The organism is Vibrio sp. GLN_1, from assembly GCF_043106015.1.
GTDB classification, from domain to species: domain Bacteria; phylum Pseudomonadota; class Gammaproteobacteria; order Enterobacterales; family Vibrionaceae; genus Vibrio; species Vibrio parahaemolyticus.
In genome coordinates, this window is the sequence record NZ_JBICMD010000014.1 from 35,195 (window position 1) to 51,647 (window position 16,453).

Sequence of the window (16,453 nt, forward strand, 5' to 3'; positions counted from 1 at the left end):
TCACTTGCACTCCTTTCGTACAATACAAGCGAATTATATGAAGTGCGTTTTTATCAGGCTGTCAAAATCAGACGTGTTTTTTTAGGGCGTTTTCAGTTTTCTAAAAACTCCCGACCAATATTCACTATAAATACCACCCCATCCTTTCTATTCTCCCAGCATCAATCATTGCGCATATTTTTTACATTGAACGATTTCTCATACATCACCGATATTCAGCAATCTGCGATCAAACAAACGCGTTTGATCCAAATTCGCGGACGCGTTACACAAGTAACCGGCACCATCATCAAGGCTGTTGTGCCGGGCGTACGCGTTGGAGAGTTGTGTGAGCTGCGCAATCCCGACCAAACCTTATCGTTGCTGGCTGAAGTCGTCGGCTTTCAACAACATCACGCGCTGCTTACCCCACTTGGCAACATGTTTGGCATTTCATCCAATACCGAGGTGAGCCCGATGGGGAAAATGCACGAAGTCGGTGTTGGCGATCACTTGCTGGGTAAAATCCTCGACGGACTGGGCCGCCCTTTCGATGGTGCACAAAGCCAAGAGCCAAGTGCTTGGTATCCCGTTTATCGTGATGCCCCGCCACCGATGCAGCGTAAATTGATCGAAAAACCAATTTCTCTTGGCGTTCGCTCCATAGATGGTTTGCTCACTTGTGGTGAAGGCCAACGTATGGGCATTTTCGCTGCGGCTGGTGGCGGTAAAAGTACCTTGCTGGCGAAGCTGATTCGCTCTGCGGACGTGGACGTAACCGTTCTGGCTCTGATTGGCGAACGTGGGCGAGAAGTGCGAGAGTTCATCGAACACGACTTGGGCGAAGACGGTATGGCGCGTTCAGTGCTGGTCGTTGCGACATCCGACAGACCAGCCATGGAGCGCGCAAAAGCGGCGTTCGTTGCGACTTCTATCGCCGAATATTTCCGAGACCAAGGCAAGCGCGTTTTGCTGCTGATGGACTCCGTCACCCGTTTTGCTCGTGCCCAACGTGAAATTGGTCTTGCCGCTGGTGAACCACCAACTCGACGCGGTTATCCGCCTTCTGTTTTTGCCGCACTGCCAAAACTAATGGAGCGCGCAGGCCAATCGGACAAAGGCTCTATCACTGCCCTTTACACCGTATTGGTCGAAGGTGACGACATGACCGAGCCTGTCGCAGATGAAACGCGCTCCATTCTGGATGGACACATTATCCTTTCGCGGAAATTGGCAGCGATGAACCACTACCCGGCCATCGATGTGCTCCGCTCTGCAAGTCGAGTGATGAACCAAATTGTCGAGCCGAATCATCAAGCATCTGCCGCGCATCTGCGTGAAATGTTGGCGAAATATGAAGAAGTCGAGCTGCTTATCAAAATCGGCGAGTACCAACATGGCGCAGACCCGCGTGCCGATCTGGCAATCGCGCAAAGTGACGATATTCGCGCCTTTTTACGTCAAGGTACCCATGAGCCAAGTGACCTTGAAGGTGCTATCGCTCAACTGAAAGGCATCGCAGGTCAATGATCGAACGATTATTAGAAATTAAGAAAATTCGTGCAGACCGCGCCGATAAAGCCGTTCAACGCCAAGAATACCGAGTTGCCAACGTGGCGGCAGAGCTGCAAAAAGCAGAACGCTCGGTAGCGGACTATCACGTTTGGCGTCAGGAAGAAGAAGAACGCCGCTTCGCGAAAGCCAAACAGCAAACCGTGCTTCTTAAAGAGCTGGAAACGCTAAGACAAGAAATCGCCCTACTTAGAGAACGGGAAGCCGAGCTCAAGCAGCGCGTAGCAGAAGTAAAAGTGACGTTAGAACAAGAGCGCACTCTGCTAAAACAAAAACAACAAGAGGCCCTTCAAGCCCATAAAACCAAAGAAAAATTCGTTCAGTTGCAACAACAAGAAATCGCGGAACAATCGCGCCAACAACAGTACCAAGAAGAACTCGAGCAAGAAGAGTTTCGCACTGTCGATATTATCTAAAGGTTCATCATGCGCATTAAACCAAGTACGGATACCCCAAGTACGCAGCCTCATTCATCACAATCTCCAATGCCGATTGACGATCATGCCATGCTTCAATCGCGTTTTGAGCGTGCGCTCAAGGAAAACCCAGACCAAACCAAACCACAGCCAAATGACGCCAATAATCAAGCAACTTTAGAAGCTAAAAAACCGTTTACTGAAAATTACTCAGATCGCTCTTTTGCGTCATTGCATTCGACAAGTAGCAACCAACGTAAGACTGCTGAGAAATCTGCTTTTGCTCAAAATAGTGACGTCGTCACAGAAAATATAAACAACGAATCAGATACGTCGTCACCTATCGCTCTGAACACCCAAGACAAAACGCCAAGCGATATGGACGCGCACATGAAATCTGGCATTCGAATTCCTACTACCGGTGATAAGAAACTACCAATGGAGCCTTCGAATAAGCGTGAGAAAAACGCTGACGAGCAAGACGCATTTGAACGCTTGGTCGAAGATCATGATGATTCTAAAACCGAACTTGCGACTGCTAAAACAGCAGAGTTACACGAGTCGACACAGTCGCCGAAAGATACTAAGCACATTCCTACTGCGGGAACGAAGCCGGACACAATTGAAACGGTATCCGACGCTTTAGCGTCAACAACCGTTGCGTCTGTGACGTCTGCGTCACTCACCTCTCATCCTGTCACTTCAGCTGTGCACAAAACTGCAACTAAAACTGAAGTAAACAAGCATGAGGGTGACTCATCACTTGGCTTTAATTCGCGCAATTTGAAAACACCACTCCCGAATGATGAACATCCCAAAGCGAGCAAGGGTGAGCGCACGTTGCTAGATAGAGCCATGTTGGATTCAGAAAAAAGCAGTGACAAGCCGATGCATCAACCAGTCACGACACCGATTACTCAAGGCGATGTGATTTTGAAAGGCATCTCGACTCCACAACCTACTCAACCAACTCGTGAAATCAGCCAACTGATTCAGCAATTGGTGGATAAAGTGTACATTGCCCTACCAACGGCATCGAATGAGAAAGAAGTACGATTGTTTCTGAGCGAAGGCCAACTCAAAGGTGGCGAAATCCACATCAAGTTAGATTCGCAAGGTTATAGCGTGACGATTCGACAAGAGCATGCGCTTTCCATCATCAATCAACAAGCAAGGCAAGATCTGGCAGAGCGTTTAAACCGCATGGGCTTTGAACAGCCGTTGCGCGTATCGATCAGCGAGCAGACGTCGCAACATGGTCACACACAGCAAGATCAACAACAATCACGCCAACAACGTAGCGTTTATGAAGAATGGCAACCCGAGGCGGATCAATGAAATTAACCATCCCAACAGTCGATGCCGAGAGCATTGCGCTGACCAATCAGCTCTGCGCTAAACAATGCCACTTTCAAGGGCGTGACGAGCACAGCATCTCAATAACCGCATCGCAAAAACCGGAATTTTCTGGCTACCGCTTGACCACTCTGGTTGGTGGACAAACCATTCAAGTCGATTTTTGTTCCGCGCAGCTGCAGCAATGGCTTCACTCAACTTTGAATGCGACAGCGTTTGAATCTCTCCCAAACTCGTTGCAGTTAGCTCTGCTCAGTACGCAGATTGAGCCTCATGCTGACGCGTTCAAACGCCTATTTGGTCAGTTACCGATCCTCAGCAAATTACAACCGCTGGAACAAAGCGAAACGCAGCGCAATACCTTAATGCTGACGCTAAACAAACCGAGCGCATCACTTTGTTTGTGGGTAAGTGAAGGTCAAAGCGTTTTAGTTGATGCGCTGCCGCCATGCTCGTCGCAACTGACTCAGCATATTGCCCTTCCTGTCTGGCTAAGCCTTGGCAAAACGCACCTGGACTTAAATCAATTCCATTCGTTAGAGCTTGGAGACGTGATCTTTTTTGACCAATGCTACATCGCCCAGCAACAAGCGATTGTTCAGGTATCCAATAAGAATCTGTGGCGTTGTCAACTTGAAGACAACACCCTCTACATCATTGAGAAAGAAACCGATATGAATGACGTAAACACATCCGAAACACTCACAGACCACCAGCAACTGCCTGTGGAACTCACGTTCGACATCGGCCACCAAACCGTCACGCTGGAGCAACTCAACCAACTGCAACCTGGGTACGTTTTCGAGCTCAACCAACCGGTGTCTAAGCCCGTGACACTGCGCGCGAATGGTAAAATCATTGGTGAATGTGAACTGGTAAACGTCAACGATCATTTAGGTGTACGTGTGCTTGAATTATTCGGCGGCACTCAGGAGCCGGCATGATTCAGTTACCTGATGAGCTAAACCTCATTGTCAGCCTTGCGCTGCTGGCATTGATCCCGTTTATCGCCATGATGGCGACCTCATTTGTAAAACTCGCGGTCGTGTTTTCGCTGCTGCGAAATGCGCTTGGCGTACAACAGATTCCGCCGAATATGGCGCTGTATGGCTTAGCGATCATTTTGTCGATTTTCATCATGGCACCGGTTGGCTTTGAAACGTACGACTACGTAAAACAGCACGACATTTCTTTGGAAGACTCTGCAAGCGTTGAGGGCCTGATTGAAAGTGGTTTACAGCCGTATCGCGAGTTTTTGAAAAAACACATCCGTGAAACCGAAGCGATATTTTTTACCGACGCAGCACGCACGCTGTGGCCACAAAAATACGTGGACCGTTTGGAATCCGACAGCTTATTGCTGTTGCTGCCTGCATTTACGGTTAGCGAGTTAACGCGGGCTTTTGAAATCGGCTTCCTACTCTACTTGCCGTTTATCGCTATCGATTTGATTGTTTCCAATATTCTGCTCGCAATGGGGATGATGATGGTGTCACCAATGACCATTTCTCTGCCCTTCAAGTTGCTGCTTTTCGTTTTGCTTGATGGCTGGACAAAACTCACGCACGGCTTAGTGCTGAGTTACGGTTGATGAAGGAAAGAGAATGAATCCTGCAGAAATCATCCATTTCACAACGCAAGCACTCACTTTGGTTCTGTTCTTGTCGCTACCACCAATTTTAGTCGCAGCATTAGTCGGCACCTTAGTGTCGCTGATCCAAGCACTGACTCAGGTACAAGAGCAAACGTTAGGGTTTGTCGTGAAGCTCATTGCCGTGATCATCACCCTGTTCATCACAACGCAGTGGCTAGGTGCAGAACTGCACGCTTTTGCCTCACTCGCTCTGGATAAAATTCCACAAATACGATGAGTTACGACGATTTACACCAAGCTTTGTTTCTTTATAGCTTGACGCTGCCAAGGCTCATGGCGTGCTTTATCTTTCTGCCTATTTTGAGCAAACAGATGCTTGGCGGCGCAATGATCCGTAACGGCGTACTTTGCTCACTTGCGTTGTTTATTTTTCCCGTCGTAAACGAGCAAGCATTGCCCGCCGAAACTGACGGCCTTTGGTTGATTGTGATTCTAGGCAAAGAAGTCTTGCTGGGTATGCTGATTGGCTTTGTCGCAGCCATTCCTTTTTGGGCGATTGAAGCCACTGGCTTTTTGGTGGATAACCAACGCGGCGCGGCGATGGCGAGCATGTTCAACCCAACGCTGGGTTCTCAATCCACCCCAACGGCGGTATTACTCACCCAAACGTTGATCACCTTGTTCTTCTCGGGCGGTGGCTTTGTTGCATTTATCTACGCTCTGTTTAAAAGCTACACCACTTGGCCAATACTCGGCTTTTTTCCGATGGTCACGGACGCGTGGGTAAGCTTTTTCTATGATCAGTTTCAACAGTTAATGTGGCTTGGTGTCTTAATGTCGGCGCCACTTGTGCTCGCGATGTTCTTAGCCGAATTTGGCCTTGCGCTGATCAGCCGCTTTGCGCCACAACTCAACGTTTTCTTCTTGGCGATGCCCATCAAAAGTGCCATCGCGAGTGTGTTATTGATCGTCTATCTCGGATTAATGATGGATCACTTTGAAGCACTATTTTATGGCATCACTCGCTTTGGCGCTCAGCTCAACACGATTTGGAAATAAAGGTTAGGATGTTCTATGAGTGGTGAAAAAACCGAACAACCCACCGCCAAAAAGCTCCGCGACGCCCGCAAAAAAGGACAAGTCGCAAAGAGCCAAGAAATCGTCTCTTCGGCGTTAATTCTGGCACTCATCGCCGTGCTGTTCGCCTTTGCCGATTACTACATGTCGCACATCTCTGCCCTACTTTTGCTGCCAAGCGAACTCGCATATCAAGGCTTTCAAGACGCATTGATCGATGTTGCCATCGCTATCGCCAAAGAGATGGCCTACCTCCTCGCGCCAATTATTTTGGTCGCAGCGCTTATCGCGATTTTTTCTAACATGGGACAGTTTGGCTTTCTTTTTAGTGGCGAATCCATCAAGCCCGACATTAAGAAAATCAACCCTGTCGAGGGCGCAAAGCGCATCTTCTCGCTAAAAAGCGTCATTGAGTTCATCAAGTCGATACTCAAGGTGTCTCTGCTTTCCTGCATCATTTGGGTTACGTTGCGGGGCAACATCAACACCTTGATGCAAATTCCAACTTGTGGATTGGAATGTGTCCCTGCGGTGACGGGAGTTATGATTAAACAATTGATGATCATTTCATCGGTTGGTTTTGTTGTGATCGCCGCGGCAGATTTTGCCTACCAAAAGTTTGACCACACGAAGAAGCTCAAAATGAGCAAGGACGAAGTGAAACGTGAATACAAAGAGATGGAAGGCAGCCCGGAAATCAAAAGTAAACGCCGTCAACTTCATCAAGAACTTCAAGCTTCTAATCAACGCGAAAACGTTAAGCGCTCCAACGTATTAGTAACGAATCCAACTCATATCGCGGTTGGTCTGTACTACAAAAAAGGCGAAACACCTTTACCTGTGATCACTCTGATGGAAACCGATGCGATGGCTAAACGCATGATTGCAATTGCGCGAGAAGAAGGCGTGCCAGTAATGCAAAAAGTGCCATTAGCGCGTGCGCTTTATGCCGACGGAAACGTTGACCAATACATCCCAAGCGAATTAATTGAAGCCACGGCAGAAGTGCTCCGTTGGCTGGCATCATTGGAATCTGATGGTACTCAAAGATAGTTTTATTCAAAGGGCAAAGTACGTCGCTTTGTCCTTAATAAAACTCAGGTTGATTTAACATTTCTAGCACGGATACGTCTGCAGAAAGCACGTATGATTTACTTGTAAACCTAAAGCTCAGCGCGCTTTTCAATCAGAAAATCCATAAGGACGCGGATTTTCTTGGGCATGTTTTCACGTGAAGGGATATAGAGATAAAAGCCCGGAAACGGTTTACACCAATCAACAAAAACGCGCTCCAGTTTCCCTTCTTCAAGATACTTCAATACCCATAAATCAATGTGCTTGATAAGTCCCACACCCTGAATAGCAGCTTGCAACATGCTGTAATCGTCGTTGAACACCGCATTGCCTTTCGGTTCAAATATCACAGTATGTTTATCAACATCAGGAGACGTGAGTGACCAATGGTCGAGTGTGCCACTTGAGGTAAAACGGTACGCGAGGCAGTTGTGATACTCTAAGTCATTCGGCGTTTCAGGTTTGCCATATCGCTTGAAGTAATCTGGAGAACCGACTATCGCGTTTGTCAGATTTGGAGTGATTGGAATCGCGACCATGTGCTCATCCAAGCTAACCCCTAAACGTATTCCTGCATCCATCCCTTCCGCAACAATATTTGTCAGACCGTCATCCATGATCAGCTCTAAACGTATTTTCGGATAACGAGATAAAAACTCCCCCAAGTGCGGTTCGATAAGAAGCCGAGCGGCTGTTCTAGAAGCGCTAATACGAATGAGCCCCGCTGGCTCGATATGTAAATCATTCAGCGAATTTAGGGCTTGCTCAATATTGCTCAATGAAGGATGAAGAGTGTCGAGCAAGCGCTGCCCTTCTTCGGTCATAGACATGTTTCGTGTCGTGCGATTTAGCAGCCTGACTTGAAGTTGTTTTTCTAGCCCTTTCACATGCTGCGACAATGCAGCCCGCGTCACTCCCATTTCGGAGGCGGCTTTCGTAAAACTACGATGGCGCGCTACATGCGCAAACCACGTTAGTGAAGATATTAGGGAAGGTTCAATAGCCATTTGTTAAGTATAACTTAACAGTCATGTGTGTAAAACGATATTTATCTAATACAGTTCGTTCACTAGTATTAACTCAAGGCTTACGCCCCACGAGACAAAACAGTGAAACGCTACAGGAGAATTTCGTTATGTCTAAAGTTACTTTCAAAAATCTAAATGGTCTGGGCATCTCTATTGCAGCGGTGATTAACGTTCCTGAAAACTTTGATGAATCTAAACCGTATCCTGCCATTGTTGTTTCTCATCCTGGTGGCGGCGTTAAAGAGCAGACAGCGGGAACCTACGCGAAAAAACTATCAGAACATGGCTTCGTGACTATCGCATTCGACGCATCGTTTCAGGGCGAAAGTACAGGTGAGCCTCGCCAACTAGAAAACCCTTACATTCGTACCGAAGATGTAAGTGCCGTTATCGATTATCTCACCACTCTTGACTACGTAGATAACGAACGCATTGGTGCAATGGGGATTTGTGCAGGTGCCGGTTACACCGCGAACGCAGCGATTAATGACCGCCGCATTAAGGCTGTCGGTACCGTCAGCATGGTTAATATCGGTCAAATGTTCCGTAATGGTTGGGATAACAGTGTGAAAGACAGCGACGCCATCCCTTACATCGAGGCGGGATCACTCGCCAGAACTTCAGACGCGAGCGGTGCTGAATTTGTCACAATCCCAATGGCGCCGTTAAAAGAAGAAGACGCGCCAAACGAAGAGTTACGCCAAGCGTGGGAGTATTACCACACCGATCGCGCGGCATATTGCACAGCGCCGGGCTTTGCAACCGCACGTAGTTTGAATCAAATCATCACTTACGATGCGTTTTTCAAAGCAGAAGCGTTCTTGACTCAACCATTGCTGACCGTTGTCGGTAGCGAGGCTGGCAGTAAATGGATGAGCGATGACCTAATGGAACGAGCGGCGAGTACGGATAAACACATGTATGTCGTTTACGGCGCAAATCACATGGATCTTTATGATGGTGAAAACCCTATCGCAGAAGCGATTGGCGCTCTAGCGCCGTTTTTCCAACGTACGCTTTAACAGATTGATTTGAGATACCAGATAGTTTGGCTCTGCGATTTCGAGCCAAATTTGAAACTAGGAACAAAGATATGAACACTCAAAAAGTAACATTCAGAAACGCAGATATGGCTTGGGATATAGCGGCACTTATTCTACTACCTGAAGGTTTTGATGAATCCAAACGTTACCCAACCATGATAAGCGTTCACCCATTTGGCAGTTGCAAAGAGCAAACGTCAAGCGCGGTATACGGAAAAGCATTAGCTGAGCTTGGTTACGTGGTGATCGCCTTTGATGCGAGTTTTCAAGGTGAATCTGGAGGGTTACCTCGTTATGTTGAAGACCCAAGCCAACGCGTTGAAGACATCAGTCGCGTTATCGACTACGCAGTAACCCTGCCGTATGTCGATGAAACTCGAATTGGTGGCTTGGGAATTTGCGGTGGCGGGGCTTATGTCATCAGTGCCGCTTTAACAGAAAAACGTTTGAAAGCGGTCGTTGGCATTACGCCAGTCAATGTGGGACGCTTATTCCGTGAAGGATTCAGCTTGTACAACCCAAACGGCACGCTGGAAGCAATGGCGGCACAGCGTACCGCTGAAGCTCGCGGCGGAGAATTACAAGTCAACGAACTTCTTCCACCAAGCCTAGAGTTTGCCAAAGAAAATGGCTTAACTGAGCGCGATGTGTTTGAGGCGACTGACTACTATAAAACGCCTCGCGGACAGACTGAAGGCGGAGCCACGCGCATGTTGTTTTCTCATGCTCAGAAAACCCTAAGTTGGGATGCTTTTGCCTTCACTGAAACTTTATTAACTCAACCAGTGATGACCGTGATTGGTCAAAAAGTGGGAGCGTTTGGTGCTTATCGCGATGGTCAAGAGGTTTATGGTCGAGCTGTCGCGTCAAAGGATCGCCAGCTAGTTGATCTAGAGAACTGGTCTCACTATGAGTTGTATGACCATCCACAAGCAGTTGGAATGGCAATGGAGAAAGTCTCGCCCTTCTTGGATAAGCATTTGAAGTAATCTGAAATCAAGAGTGCCACCAAACCGGTCGCACTCTTACTTCTCTGTTATTCCTATTTCCCAGTTAATAGCCATAGGTCAGTGACTATGTTTCGATGGACGCTCATCGTTCTATTTATATTGTTCGTATTTTTGATGGTGGTTGCTCTCGTCGTTACTCAAATCGAAAACTCACAATACCGCAAGCACAAACAAAAGCAGCAACATCTGCAGCGCTCGTTAACCGGCGAGTCTAAAAGCGCAATCGTCGTTTTCTCTCGCTCAGGAAATACCGCTACTCTGTCCGAGCATATTGCCAACAAAACAAATGGGCATGTTTATGAAATTTTTGCCAAAAGCTACGAGCTCGGCATTCCAGGATGGATAAGTGCGTTGAAAGATGCCAGAAGTAATGTTGCAGAGATCGTCCCACTGCATATCGACCTCTCCTCTTACGATACGGTTTATCTCGGCTCTCCTATTTGGTTATACAGTCCAGCCCCACCTATTTGGCAATTTGTGAAAGACAACGATTTAACCAACAAACGGGTCATATTGTTTAACTCGTTCAATAGTAAATTTGAACAACACTTTATTGACGAATTTGCTGCATTAGTTCGAGCCAAAGGCGCAACAAGCTTCGAGCATCAATATGTAAAACGAGGAAGAATGGGAGACCAGTTATCTACAGACGAAATGTTAGCCGCGTTTGACCATCTCCCCCCCCAATCAATAAGTTCACGTTAAACATGGCACTGTTTAAGCGGCGATATAATAGGCAAAAAGGGAGCGAATGCTCCCTTTTCCTTTAAATCCAGCCTTCGGCTAAGTACATTAGTCGTAACTGGCTTGGTGAGCCGAGTTTATCTAATGCATCAAGCTGGGCGTCACTTAGGTTCGGGCTCTTATCGAGATACACACGTCCGTTGGCGGCATCCAAAGGCAGCTTGTACGTCAACTTCTCGTTGATTTTGCTCGCTTCACCTTTATCCATTGCTCGGACAGCAGGCATCAGCCAATCCCAATCTTCACTTAACAGCTTTTTAAATGCACCGTTCGCCGTAGATTCCGTCTGACTTGGCATGTCTTCATCGCTCAGTTTAAGCAGTGAGTCGACATCAGGAACGAGATGTTCACTCGGGCTTGAGCCAAGCATTTGTTTGAGTGTTAAGCGTGCGGCTTCCATCTCTTGCGCTTCTTTTGGCGCTTGAGGTGAGCTCATTGACGTATCTTCTTTAGGACCAAGATACGCCATCAGTGCGCGAACTGCCGCCGGCTCCTGCATGCTAAAAGTGAAATCGCCCTTCACGTTTGAAATTTCCAAACGTGGCAGCACACCAGACATTGGCCCTTGTTTGAGTTGGTCTTGCACTTCGTTATTTAAGCCATACGCCCCAGCTTGGCCAGCAACAAAACCCCCGCCGCTGATAATGCCAGTAGCTAAAGCAGTTCCAATGGCTTCTTTTGCTATCGGCGTAACTCCTGCCGTTGCCACAGAGCTTACACCAAACGTACCCAAACCGCCTGTCGCCATACCAAGTGTGGCACCAACTGCACCCTCAGCCGACAACATCGCGTGACCAATGGCTAACGTTTGTTGCATTGGCATCGATAAGCGCTGATCTCTTCCCGGCAATTGTGAGATTTGTTCGAGTTGATGATGATACGCTTCGGCATCGCCATTGACGGACGCTTTATGAAGTTCACGCCCTGTGGCGACGAGCAAGCCTACACCGGGTAACGCCAAATTGATGGCAGCGTTAACACCCGAGCCTTTCAGCTTCTCTTTTCCCATTTCCAACAACTGCGCGCCGAAACCGTCCATTTTCCCCGGATACTGGTTTTCCAAACTGACCTGCATACGCGGATCTTTGCTGATCGAATCAAACGTATTTTTGAGCTGCTGATAGGTGTCTCCGTCGACTTTTACTTCATCAAGTAGGCTCACCACTTCCAAGATTTTTCGCTCGGTTAATGGTTCTCCTCGGTAGCCTGACGGACTGACTAATGAATAAGCCAAAAGCGCGGTTTCTGGTTTTTCTTCCTTAAGCAGTGCCTGCTTCAAGTCGAGGTGCGTTTTGATGTTTTCTTGGAAGAACTTGGTGTATTTTTTTCTTAATACGCCTTCGCTAACCGAAGCAAACTTGTGGCCTTTATGGAACGTAGATGGCTCTTTGACTTCGCCTCTTTTGCTGATTACTCGGTCATCTTTTTGCGCGGCAATGGCACGAAACTGTTCCAAATCGGGTACTGGGCTTTGACTGATTTTTTGCGTTGTATTCACCATAACTCCCTCCTACACACGCAGTGGTTGAACATGACTTTGTTCATGATTTGAAGTGGCTGAAAGATCTTGATCCAACATGGCAAAGCGCGCTTGCCAAAGTTCGGTCTGTTCGATGATTTCGTGGAACCAAACTGTCAGATTGGCTGAGTTAAGATGCTCGGTAGGTTGGCGACCCGCTAAGACAAGTTGTCGACCATTCGGGGCGAGCGATAACGCCAAGTTGCCACTGCCTACTCTTTGGTAATTTGCGCGGGCTAGTAGCTCTAAGCCTCTTACGCGCAACTCTCCCGATTTTTCTAAGCCACCAAACGTAACAGAGAGCATTAAGGCGTCATCTTCTGTGGCGGTGAAGTACAGCACGAATCGATCATCAACGAGAAGCTGACAACGATTTCCATCTTCTAAAATGAGTGGTGGTAATTCATTTAAACGACAAAACTCATCGAGCAGTGGTTGAATCGTGTTCATAATCTTTCCTCTTGTTTCCGTCACTCTATTGAACACCGATTCCCATTTTGACGATGTCGTTAATGGTTTTATTTTTGTCACTTTCACCGTTTCTTTGTGATGATGGCCTCAGATACAACCTCAATTTAACTATTTGGTTTATAAATAAAAAAAGAGCAACACTCAGCTGCTCTTTTCTTACGGGTTCGATTTTCATGTTCGATGTCAAATCAACGTACAAGCCTCGACTAACCAAGTTTGTGACTATCGAAAATCACTTCTGTTGGTGGGAACATGTTCGATACTGGCGGGCGTTGGGCATCACCGAACATGGTCGCACCAAACGCTGACGCCGCCCAAGGGTCGACGATTTTTACGTCTTTATTCCATGTCGATGGGTCTTTAATGTCGCTGCCTTCTTGTCTCCCCACCAATACATAAAGGTGCGTGCCAGAATGGCCTTTTTTAAACGCCACAACTTCTACTTTTGGTTGGTTTTCTGGTGTGCCCGACATGCCTTGAATCATTTCAGCAGCGGCAGCGAAAGCAAATGTGGTACAGCAACCTGCCTTAGCATTTTGTACATACTTAGCAATGTTCTGTAATGTACTTAGCTGCGGAGCATTGCCTCTTTGAGCGGCAGCTTGAACTGCGCTGGCAGACATGGTCGCTCTTTGGTCTTGCGCGATACGTGCTTGGTTCGCGTAAAGAGCTTTTAGCCTTGGCGCGCCTTTTGTTTCATAAAACTGCGACCCTTTTTGACCAAACGTATTTAAGTCTGTACACGCAAAATCCCCCAGCTTTTGAAGGTTGTCTCTGTGCTCGTTGATCAGCGCCACGCTGGATGAGGCTTTGCTGGTTTTGGAAGACGAGGTTTCGGTTTGTGCTGCAGGCCAATGTGAACTTGGGCCAGACGACAATCTTTCAAGATTTTTCAAATTGCCGAGCGTCAGTTTATTTTCGCCATTGAGCACGTTTTGTAGCATTTGCTTCGCCACATCTTTTGGAATGCCCTGCTTGGTGAGCAGATTCACCACAATGTCTTTCGCTTTGTTCTGATGGCTAATACGAGCGCTCACGCTTTTGTTTTTTGGCGCACCTTCTTTTACGAAAATGTCTTTGCCGTTGTGTGCTCGAATCTCTTTATCGTCCGCTTGATTCTGTGTCGCCAAATGTGACGTCAGCTGGCTCAACGACTGCATGTGTGACGTATTGATATTAACCATGTAAAAAACCTTAAACTTGAATAAACGGGTGTGAGCCAGTTTGTTGGCTAAAATCGACAACCGTGTTGTTTTGGAACAGTTGCACCCAAGTGTCACTCAACTCATTCAACTGACTGATCACGTTGGCTAATTGGCTGATCTCGGTGTCTGCCGTGATGGCGATTTGAAGCAGAATATCTTTGGTGGTTGGGTTGATGCAAAACTGCACTCCGCCCGTTTCGCGATACAAAAAGTTGTATTCCAGCAGCACTTGGAGCTTGTCGGCGGTGAGAATATCTTTCTCTACCACTAGACTTTTTGAGACAAGCACCTCGTTCTTCTCTTGCACAAATTGCACATCGATAGCGTTATCTTCGCTGAAACAGAGCGACCACATTTGATGCTCAAACTCTGTAACACGCTCAAGGTTGAGTGAATCCCCTAGCTCTGCGAGAAGAATATTGATCTTTCCGGTATCCATGTTGTTTCCTGTTAAATTTGATGACGGCTTATTGAATTAAGCGCATAAAGATGAAGGACATTTTAGGGTGAGCTTTGAAGTTGGACTTTATTTAAACGTCCGAATTTTATTGCTATTGGCCGTTTTAAAAGTCGATGAGATTGAATCGCATGAACAGCGGCAACAAAAAGAGCGGCGCTCGCCGCTCTTACCAACATACAAATACTAACACCGAAAATCACTGAGTTATTTGGTGCGCTGAGTTATGCGATACCGTGAAGGCTATTTTCGGCATTCATCGCCAGAGGATTGAACGAGTCATTACGCAGTTCAGCGATGGCATAAAGCATGCGCCCCATGCGTCCGTTGCCATCGGTAAAGCCGTGATAACCAATCACACCAGCAAACAAATGTTTACCGAGGTCCTTGTCCGCAACTGGATTCTCTTTCAAAAAGCCTTCAATGTGTTGCTTCAACATGCCTTCCCCACCAATGCTTGATGGTAATGTGCCGCCAGAGATATTTGGCCCACGGTAATCGCGTTCTACATTTGGTACCAAACGAGAATGCAACTCTTTTAGGTTGTCCATATTCAGCAAGTCTTTACCGTTGGTCGCGTACTCTTTCAATAATGACGTGATGTTTTCCGCATCGTTCCCTTTTGAGTTTGAAGCGTTGATGATCCAAGCCGCTGCGCGTTCAACATTGTTGGTCACGCCAGCTTTATTGAAAGCGTCTTCAGGAAGACCTTCTGCATACACGCCTTGGTCTAAATCCGTACTTGCGAGCCCTTCAATATGTCGCTGCGCTGCTTTTAGGTGCATCACCTCCATGTCAAAGACAGCTTGCATTTGGTTGATGCGTACTTCTGGATTTTTCTGAGCAGCCGCCACGCCACCGCCGTAATCTTTCACCACACGCACCGCGAGCGATTTAACGGCATCATCACCAATCAGCGCTTTGAGGTTCTTGCCAGAATCCGTCTCTAGCATCACTTCTGTCATGGCTCGTTCGGCAAGTTGGCTCAGCTCAGCAGCGTGAGACTTCACCATTTTACTGTCCAGCTTCGCAAACGCATTCAGAACATCTGAAGGCGTTTTGAGGTTCGCGTCTTTAAACAACATCTGACCATGCTCGACAGAAGACGATGTTTGCAAACGTTGAGCTTGTCCCTGTTCGTTGTCAAACACTGCTTTTGTGATCGCTTTTGCCACAGACTGCGTGCTGCCTTCACGAAATAATTTCCCAGTAGCTTCAAAGAAGCGCGCGACTGCACCACTTGTAGGGTTTGCGCGTGTAAACTCTTGAGTAGCAGCATTGATCGTATATTCCTTACCACCAATGCTGAGTTTGCCTTCATTTAGAATCTCATTACGAGCTTGTGGCATCGCCGCTTGCAATGCACTCACATTTCCAAAACTGATCATGATTTACACCCTTAATGTAGAGAATTGGTTAGCATCCATCACTGGCGCGCTTGGCTCATCACTGATTGTTGAGTTGGTCGTGCTTTTTAACCACTCAATGAAATTGCCGAGAGATTCATCCAACATCGCTGCATCCAGCCATTGCTGACTTAGATGAACAAAGCCAACAAAACCCACTTCCTCGTCCCAGTAAACGGCTGGTGAGCCTTGAGTGAGCGACGCTTTCATGTATTGCAGCATCACGTCATGTTCTGGTTTGTCGCCAGAAATCAAGCCAATGAGCGTCAGGCGATCATCCTCAGCACGCACAGTGATTGCCGTGTCTTGGTCAATCAAAAGATGACAGCAATCGTCGCCATCAAAAACCAGTTGTTCTATTTGGCAACGGTGAGCAAAATCCGTCATCAAAGCGGTAATAAATCCATTAGCCATTTGAATGAATAATCCTATAGTGCTTGTTACGAATTCGGCGGACGAGTCATGAAAACAGAGTGACCCAGGGCCGTTTTGATGCTGTTAT

General features: G+C 47.2%; 18 protein-coding genes. 11 read left to right on the forward strand and 7 right to left on the reverse strand.

The genetic code is table 11. The annotated features are described in order from the left end of the window. The first annotated feature begins 186 nt into the window (after positions 1-186). The 8 genes from vscN to vscU are packed head-to-tail and all read left to right on the forward strand — an operon-like array spanning position 187 to position 7,047. The gene (vscN, locus tag ACF8OV_RS05090; protein ID WP_025540415.1) at positions 187-1,509 is read left to right on the forward strand and encodes a SctN family type III secretion system ATPase VscN; all 1,323 of its coding nucleotides are present in this window, start codon (positions 187-189) and stop codon (positions 1,507-1,509) included. Next, positions 1,506-1,967 carry a type III secretion system central stalk protein VscO gene (vscO, locus tag ACF8OV_RS05095; protein ID WP_005464592.1) on the forward strand — a complete coding sequence of 154 codons (462 nt, stop codon included), beginning with the start codon at positions 1,506-1,508 and terminating at the stop codon, positions 1,965-1,967. The genes vscN and vscO overlap by 4 nt, the downstream gene beginning before the upstream one ends. Before the next feature lie 9 nt (positions 1,968-1,976). After that, positions 1,977-3,305, forward strand: a complete 1,329-nt coding sequence (locus ACF8OV_RS05100; RefSeq protein ID WP_317676162.1) for a type III secretion system needle length determinant — start codon at positions 1,977-1,979, stop codon at positions 3,303-3,305. Further along, positions 3,281-4,267 (forward strand): SctQ family type III secretion system cytoplasmic ring protein VscQ, encoded by a 987-nt coding sequence (gene vscQ / locus ACF8OV_RS05105; protein ID WP_079857775.1) that lies wholly within the window; start codon positions 3,281-3,283, stop codon positions 4,265-4,267. Before ACF8OV_RS05100 ends, vscQ begins: the two co-directional genes overlap by 25 nt. Continuing rightward, the gene (gene vscR / locus ACF8OV_RS05110; protein WP_005377232.1) at positions 4,264-4,914 is read left to right on the forward strand and encodes a SctR family type III secretion system export apparatus subunit VscR; all 651 of its coding nucleotides are present in this window, start codon (positions 4,264-4,266) and stop codon (positions 4,912-4,914) included. Before vscQ ends, vscR begins: the two co-directional genes overlap by 4 nt. Before the next feature lie 13 nt (positions 4,915-4,927). After that, complete coding sequence (vscS, locus tag ACF8OV_RS05115; RefSeq protein ID WP_005464497.1) at positions 4,928-5,194, forward strand: SctS family type III secretion system export apparatus subunit VscS; 267 nt, start codon at positions 4,928-4,930, stop codon at positions 5,192-5,194. Next, positions 5,191-5,976 carry a SctT family type III secretion system export apparatus subunit VscT gene (vscT, locus tag ACF8OV_RS05120; protein WP_025579371.1) on the forward strand — a complete coding sequence of 262 codons (786 nt, stop codon included), beginning with the start codon at positions 5,191-5,193 and terminating at the stop codon, positions 5,974-5,976. The genes vscS and vscT overlap by 4 nt, the downstream gene beginning before the upstream one ends. Positions 5,977-5,991: 15 nt before the next feature. After that, positions 5,992-7,047: a SctU family type III secretion system export apparatus subunit VscU gene (gene vscU, locus ACF8OV_RS05125; RefSeq protein WP_017448968.1), complete on the forward strand. Its 1,056-nt coding sequence runs from the start codon at positions 5,992-5,994 to the stop codon at positions 7,045-7,047. A gap of 110 nt (positions 7,048-7,157) precedes the next feature. Here vscU and ACF8OV_RS05130 read toward each other — a convergent pair whose 3' ends face one another. After that, positions 7,158-8,075 carry a LysR family transcriptional regulator gene (locus ACF8OV_RS05130; RefSeq protein WP_317676161.1) on the reverse strand — a complete coding sequence of 306 codons (918 nt, stop codon included), beginning with the start codon at positions 8,073-8,075 and terminating at the stop codon, positions 7,158-7,160. Between the two features lie 128 nt (positions 8,076-8,203). Between ACF8OV_RS05130 and ACF8OV_RS05135 the strand changes: the two genes are divergently transcribed. The 3 genes from ACF8OV_RS05135 to ACF8OV_RS05145 all read left to right on the forward strand — a co-directional run bounded on the left by ACF8OV_RS05135 (position 8,204) and on the right by ACF8OV_RS05145 (position 10,854). Further along, positions 8,204-9,118 carry an alpha/beta hydrolase gene (locus ACF8OV_RS05135; RefSeq protein ID WP_203502550.1) on the forward strand — a complete coding sequence of 305 codons (915 nt, stop codon included), beginning with the start codon at positions 8,204-8,206 and terminating at the stop codon, positions 9,116-9,118. A 71-nt stretch (positions 9,119-9,189) separates the two neighbouring features. Further along, positions 9,190-10,128 (forward strand): alpha/beta hydrolase, encoded by a 939-nt coding sequence (locus ACF8OV_RS05140; protein WP_025502967.1) that lies wholly within the window; start codon positions 9,190-9,192, stop codon positions 10,126-10,128. Between the two features lie 87 nt (positions 10,129-10,215). Continuing rightward, the gene (locus ACF8OV_RS05145) at positions 10,216-10,854 is read left to right on the forward strand and encodes a flavodoxin (RefSeq protein ID WP_203502551.1); all 639 of its coding nucleotides are present in this window, start codon (positions 10,216-10,218) and stop codon (positions 10,852-10,854) included. A gap of 61 nt (positions 10,855-10,915) precedes the next feature. On the opposite strand, the gene vopQ is transcribed toward ACF8OV_RS05145, so the two are convergent. The 6 genes from vopQ to ACF8OV_RS05175 all read right to left on the reverse strand — a co-directional run bounded on the left by vopQ (position 10,916) and on the right by ACF8OV_RS05175 (position 16,365). Next, complete coding sequence (vopQ, locus tag ACF8OV_RS05150; protein WP_017448963.1) at positions 10,916-12,394, reverse strand: type III secretion system effector VopQ; 1,479 nt, start codon at positions 12,392-12,394, stop codon at positions 10,916-10,918. Positions 12,395-12,403: 9 nt separating this feature from the next. After that, positions 12,404-12,862: a CesT family type III secretion system chaperone VecA gene (gene vecA, locus ACF8OV_RS05155; protein WP_025506149.1), complete on the reverse strand. Its 459-nt coding sequence runs from the start codon at positions 12,860-12,862 to the stop codon at positions 12,404-12,406. A 227-nt stretch (positions 12,863-13,089) separates the two neighbouring features. Further along, entirely contained in the window at positions 13,090-14,067 is a 978-nt protein-coding gene (gene vopR, locus ACF8OV_RS05160) for a type III secretion system effector VopR (RefSeq protein WP_203502552.1), read from the reverse strand. A gap of 10 nt (positions 14,068-14,077) precedes the next feature. Continuing rightward, entirely contained in the window at positions 14,078-14,527 is a 450-nt protein-coding gene (locus ACF8OV_RS05165; protein ID WP_005464342.1) for a type III secretion system chaperone, read from the reverse strand. A gap of 242 nt (positions 14,528-14,769) precedes the next feature. Further along, positions 14,770-15,933: a T3SS effector adenosine monophosphate-protein transferase VopS gene (gene vopS, locus ACF8OV_RS05170; protein WP_392404335.1), complete on the reverse strand. Its 1,164-nt coding sequence runs from the start codon at positions 15,931-15,933 to the stop codon at positions 14,770-14,772. Between the two features lie 3 nt (positions 15,934-15,936). After that, positions 15,937-16,365 carry a CesT family type III secretion system chaperone gene (locus ACF8OV_RS05175; protein ID WP_017448959.1) on the reverse strand — a complete coding sequence of 143 codons (429 nt, stop codon included), beginning with the start codon at positions 16,363-16,365 and terminating at the stop codon, positions 15,937-15,939. Positions 16,366-16,453: the final 88 nt, after the last annotated feature.